Origin of the sequence: Streptomyces flavochromogenes (assembly GCF_000717595.1) — a bacterium.
Taxonomy (GTDB): domain Bacteria; phylum Actinomycetota; class Actinomycetes; order Streptomycetales; family Streptomycetaceae; genus Streptomyces; species Streptomyces flavochromogenes.
Genome location: NZ_JNZO01000068.1, coordinates 1 through 5,948 on the forward strand (window position 1 = coordinate 1; position 5,948 = coordinate 5,948).

Genomic DNA, 5,948 nt, shown 5'->3' on the forward strand with positions numbered 1-5,948 from the left:
GGCGACCCGGCCCGAGGCCACGCTCGACGTGGTGCCCGTCAGACCGAAGCCGGCCGCACCCGCCCCCGCCTCACCGAGCCGCGGACCGTACTCCTGGGCGATCGCGCCCAGGAACACGCCCGTCGACGTGCCGTGCAGCGTTCCGGGGGCGATGCCCGCCCGCTCCAGGGCCTCCCACGACACTTCGAGGAGCAGCCGCTGCTGCGGGTCCATCGCCAGCGCCTCGCGGGGAGCGATCCCGAAGAACGCGGGGTCGAACTCGGCGGCACCGCTCAGGAATCCACCGTCGCGCACGTAGGAGGTGCCGGAGTGGTCCGGGTCGGGGTGGTAGAGACCGTCGAGGTCCCAGCCCCGGTCGGTGGGGAGTCCGGAGATCACATCGCGCTGCTCGGCGACGACCTGCCACAGCGCCTCGGGCGAGTCCACCCCGCCCGGGAAACGGCAGCCCATGCCGACGATCACGATCGGATCGTTGGCGCCGGCCTCCAGCTCACGGACCCTCTGACGGGACTGGTGGAGGTCGACGGTGAGGCGCTTGAGGTATTCGACGAGTTTGTCGTTGTCCGTTGTTGTCATGACGATGATGCCCCCGTAGGCGTCGTGAAGCTGTGCGTGTGCGCGGTCCGGGCGCGGCACGCCCGTGGGACGTGCCCGGGCGTGCCGCGCGCGGCGGACAGGATGAGCGGACCGGGATCCGGGTCCGTGCGGTGCGCAGGTGGAGTTGTGGGCGGAGTGGGGATCGGGGTCAGAGTTCGGAGTCGATGAACGCGAGGAGCTCGTCGACCGAGGCCGACTCGACCCGTGCGGCCAGATCCTTGTCGTCGGCCTGGGTCCGCTGAGCCGGTACGCGGGCCACCAGGGCCTGGAGTCGTTGGACGATCTCGTCCCTGATGTCGTCCTGGGTGTCGTCCGGCAGGTCGGCGAGCGCCGCTTCGAGCCCGTCGAGTTCGACCAGCCCGGGAGCGGTCTTGAGCTCGCCGGAGGTGGCGGAATCCCCTTCGACCGGGCCGAGTTCACCGTGCAGATGGGCCACGACGGCGATCGGCGTGGGGTAGTTGAAGAGGAATGTGGCGGGCAGTCGCAGATCGGCGCTGGTCTGCAGCCTGTTGCGCAGTTCGACGAGCGTCAGCGAGTCGCAGCCCAGGTCCTTGAAGGACCGGTCGGCGGGAATGCCGGACGCGGAGGAACGGCCGAGCACGGCGGCGGTCTGCACCCGGACGAGGTCGAGGAGCAGTTCCTCGCGCTCGTCCGGGCCCAGTGCGGCGAGGCGGTCGCGCAGTGTCGCGGTCGTCGGGGTCGCGGCGGTGGCCGCGGTCTGGGCCGGTCGCGGTGCGGCCGGGGCCAGGTCCCGCAGCACGGTGGGCAGTTGGTTGCCCAGCGCGCCGAGGGTGGCGCGGTCGAGCGGAGCGGGTACGAGCGCGGCGGCGTCCATGCGCAGTGCCGCGTCGAGCAGGGCCAGGCCCTCCGTCCGGTCGATGGGCGCGAGGCCGGTCCGGGCGAGCCGGCCCCGGTCGGCCTCGGACAGGGACCCCGCCATTCCGGCGGCGCCCGGTCGTCCCGCCGTGTCCGCCCACATGCCCCAGGCCAGGGAGAGGGCGGGAAGGTGCTGTGCCCTGCGGTGCTGGGCCAGGGCGTCGAGGTAGGCGTTGGCCGCGGCGTAGTTTCCCTGGCCGGCGCCACCGATGATGCCCATGACGGAGGAGAAGAGGACGAAGGCCGCGAGGTCGTGGTCCGCGGTCAGCTCGTGCAGATGGCGGGCCGCGGCGGCCTTGGGGGCGAGCACCGTGTCGAGGCGCTCCGGGGTGAGCGCGGTGATCACGCCGTCGTCGAGGACTCCCGCCGCGTGGACGACGGCGGTGAGCCGTACGCCGGTGAGCAGCTGCGCGAGCGCGTCGCGGTCGGCGGTGTCACAGGCGGCCAGGGTCACTTCCGCGCCCGACTCGGTGAGCTCGGAGGCCAGTTCCCTGGAGTCCGGCGCGTCGGGACCCCGGCGGCTGACGAGGAGCAGCCGGCGGGCGCCGTGCTCGGTGACCAGATGCCGCGCGACGAGTCCGCCCAGGGCGCCGGTGGCGCCGGTGATCAGGACCGTGCCGTCCGGGTCGAGGGCCGGCGGCAGGGTGAGGACCACCTTGCCGATGTGCCGTGCCTGGCTGACGTACCGGAACGCCTCCGGCGCCCGTCGCATGTCCCAGGTGCTCAGCGGCAGCGGAGTGAGCGCGCCCGAGGAGAGCAACCGCAGGACGTCGGTGAGGAGTTCGGCGATCCGTTCCGTCGGCTCCTGCAGCAGGTCGAAGAAGCCGTATTTCACCCCGGGGTGGTCGGCCGCGATCTGTTCCGGGTCCCGCAGGTCGGTCTTGCCCATCTCCACGAAACGACCGCCGTTCGGCAGCAGCCTCAGGGAGGCGTCGATGAACTCACCGGCGAGCGAGTTCAGTACGACGTCCATGCCACGGCCTTCGGTGGCCGCGCCGAACGCGGACTCGAAGTCCAGCGTGCGGGACGACGCCAGGTTCGCGCCCTCCAGGCCGAGGGAACGCAGGGCGTCCCACTTGCCGGGGCCCGCCGTGCCGTACACCTCCGCCCCGAGATGCCGGGCCAGCTGGACGGCGGCCATCCCGACACCGCCGGCGGCGGCGTGGATCAGGACGCGCTCGCCCGCGGCCAGGCCGGCGAGGTCGACCAGGGCGTGGTAGGCGGTGAGGAACACGATGGGCGCGGACGCCGCCTGGGCGAAGGTCCAGTCGGCGGGCATGACGGCGACCCGCCGGTGGTCGGCGACGACCACCGGGCCGAACGCCCCGGAGAACAGGCCCATGACCCGGTCGCCGACGTCGAGACCGGTGACGCCGGGCCCGACCTCGGTGACCACACCGGCCCCTTCGAGGCCGAGCAGACCGGGGTCGCCGGGGTAGAGGCCGAGGGTGTTGAGGACGTCGCGGAAGTTGACGCCCGCGGCGCGCACCGCGATGCGTACCTCACCCTCGGTCAGCGGGGCCAGGGCCTCCGGGCAGGGTTCGAGGGCCAGGTGGTCCAGAGTCCCGCGGTCACGGACCCCGAGCCGCCAGGCGGTGACGCCGGCCGGGGGGACCAGGGAACCGTCGGCCGTCGCCCGGCCGAGCATCGGTACGAGCAACTCGTTCTCTCGTACGGCGAGTTGCTGTTCTGCGGCGATCAGCGGCAGTGCGGTACGGCAGTCGGCTGCCGACTCCACGTCGAGGAGTCCGACGCGCCCGGGGTTCTCGGTCTGCGCCGAGCGGGCCAGACCCCATACGGCGGCGAGGTCGGGGTCCACGTCGGCGTCCGCGGCCGTGGCCACGGCGGCCCGGGTGACGAGCACCAGCCGGGAGTCGGCGAGCCGGTCGTCGGCCAGCCACTCCTGGAGCAGGGTGAGCGCGCGGTGCGCGGCGGTCCCGGAGTCGGCCCGCGAACCGTCGACCCGCTCTCCGAGCCCGGTGGCGTCACCGGAGTCCCCGAGGTGGGCGAGCGGCGCGAGGACCACCTCGGGGGCGGGAAGCCCCGCGTCGAGGGCCTGGCCCAGGGTCGCGAGATCGGCGTACAGCGCACCGACGCCCAGGTCGGCGGCGCCGAGCGCGGCGGCCGACGGAGACGGTTCCCGGTCCACCGTGGCCGGGATCCAGTCCAGCCGGTGGAGGGACCGCGGGACGGCCACCTCGTCGCTCACCGGGCGCAGGACCAGTTCCTCGACCTCGGCGATCACCGCGCGGGACTCGTCGAGCAGGGTCAGGGACACCGCGTCCGCCCCGGTGGTGGTGATGACGACGCGGGCGGTACGGGAACCGGGCTGACGGACGGTCACCCCGTGCCAGGAGAAGGGCAGCAGGCGGCGGTTGCCGTCGTCCAGCGCCCTCATGACGATCGGGTGCAGGGCCGCGTCGAGCAGCGCCGGGTGCAGCCCGTACGAGGCGGCGTCGGTGACGGAAGACGGCAGGGCGACCTCGGCGACGAGGGCCTCGCCGTGCCGCCACGCGGCGCGCAGGCCCTGGAAGACGGGCCCATAGGCGTATCCCGCGGTGGCCAGCTCGTCGTAGCAGCCGTCGACCTCCAGCGGCTCGGCCTCGGCGGAGGGCAGACCCGGTGCGGTCGCGGGGGCCCCGTCGCGCGGGGCGAGGGATCCGGTGGCGTGCAGGGTCCACGGCTCGACGGCGCCGTCCGGCATCTCGGTGCGGGCGTGCACGGTCAACGCCCGCTGTCCGTCGTCGCCGGACGCGGCCACGACGACCTGCACCTCGGTGCGGCCCTCCTCCGGGAGCACCAGCGGGGCGAGCAGGGTGAGTTCGGCGACCCGCGGCGTACCGGACTGCGCGCCGGCGCGGGCGGCGAGTTCGAGGAACGCGGTGCCGGGCAGCAGGACCGAACCGAGGACGGCATGGTCGGCGAGCCAGGGGTGGGTACGGCGGCCGAGCCGGGCGGTCAGGACGACCTGGCCGGATTCGGCGAGTTCGACGGCGGGGCCGAGCAGTGGATGACCGGCCGCCCCTTCGGTGCCGCGCGCGGTCAGCCAGTACCGCTCCCGCTGGAAGGCGTACGTGGGCAGTCCCGGCGTCGGTCCCGGGCCGAACACGGCCTTCCAGTCCGGGCCTCGGCCACGGACGTGCAGGGTGCCGAGCGCGGCGGCCAGGGTGCGGTGCTCGGACCTGCCGCGGCGCAGTACCGGGACGAACGCCAGCGCGTCGTCGTCGAGGCAGTCCTGGCCCAGCGCCGACAGCACACCGTCCGGGCCGAGTTCGAGGAAGGTCCGCATCCCGAGGCCGTGGAGCGCCGCCAGACCGTCGGACATCCGTACTTCCCGTCGCACCTGCCGCACCCAGTAGTCGGCGGTGACGTCGACGGGTCCTCCGGTGACGGTGGACACCATGGTGATACGCGGCTCCGCGTACGTGACGCCCGCGGTCACGGCCGCGAACGCGTCGAGCATGCCGTCCATGCGGTGCGAGTGGAAGGCGTGGCTGACGACGAGCCGGCGCGTCTTGCGGCCGGAGGCGGCGAACGCCTCGGCGACCTGTTCGACGGCCTCGACGTCGCCGGAGACCACGACGGCCATGGGCCCGTTGACGGCGGCGATGCTCACCTCGTGCTCGCGGCCTTCGAGGAGCGGGAGGACCTCCTCCTGCGACGCCTGGACCGCCAGCATCGCGCCACCGGCAGGCAGGGCCTGCATGAGCCGGCCGCGCGCGGCGACCAGGGCACAGGCATCCGGCAGGGTGAGGATCCCGGCGACATGGGCTGCGGCGAACTCGCCGATGGAGTGGCCGAGTACGGCGTCCGGAGCCAGGCCCCGGTGCTCGAACAGCCGGAACAGTGCCACCTGGAGGGCGAAGAGGGCGCACTGGGTGTTCTCGGTCCGGTTGAGCGCCTCGGCGTCGTCGAACATCACCTCGCGGATCGGCGGAGTACCGGGCACGGAGCCCCGGCAGGCGTCGAGTTCGGCGCACACCGCGTCGAGAGCAGCGGCGAAGACCGGCTCGCTCTCGTACAACTCACGTCCCATGCCTACGCGTTGGCTGCCCTGCCCGGTGAAGAGGTAGGCGAGGCCGTCGTCGGGGCGTGCCGTGCCGAGCGTCAGCGCGGAGTGCGGCTCGCCGCGGCCGAGCGCCTCCAGTGCCGCGACGGCCTCGGAGCGGTCCTCGGCGGTGACGGCCGCGCGGTGATCGAGCGCGGTACGGGTGGTGGCCAGGGCACGGCCGAGGTCACGGTCGGACTCCTCGACGGAGGCGTCCAGGGCCTCGACGAGTGCGGTGGCCTGGGCACGCAGCGCCGCCTCCGTACGGCCGGACAGCACCCACAGGGGCCCCGATCCGTCGTTCCCGGCACTGGCGCCGGCTCCGGACGCGACCGGTTCGGCTGCGGGGGCTTCGGCGAGGATGACGTGGGCGTTGGTGCCGCTGATGCCGAAGGAGGAGACACCGGCGCGGCGGGCCCGGTCCTCG

General features: G+C 73.8%; 2 protein-coding genes. Both read right to left on the reverse strand.

Annotated elements, in window-relative coordinates:
- Positions 1–576: beta-ketoacyl synthase N-terminal-like domain-containing protein (locus IF00_RS0140110; protein ID WP_030327009.1), on the reverse strand; the 576-nt coding region annotated here is incomplete at its 3' end.
- A 169-nt stretch (positions 577–745) separates the two neighbouring features.
- A partial coding sequence (locus IF00_RS0140115; RefSeq protein ID WP_037640417.1) for a type I polyketide synthase occupies positions 746–5,948 on the reverse strand: 5,203 nt, incomplete at its 5' end.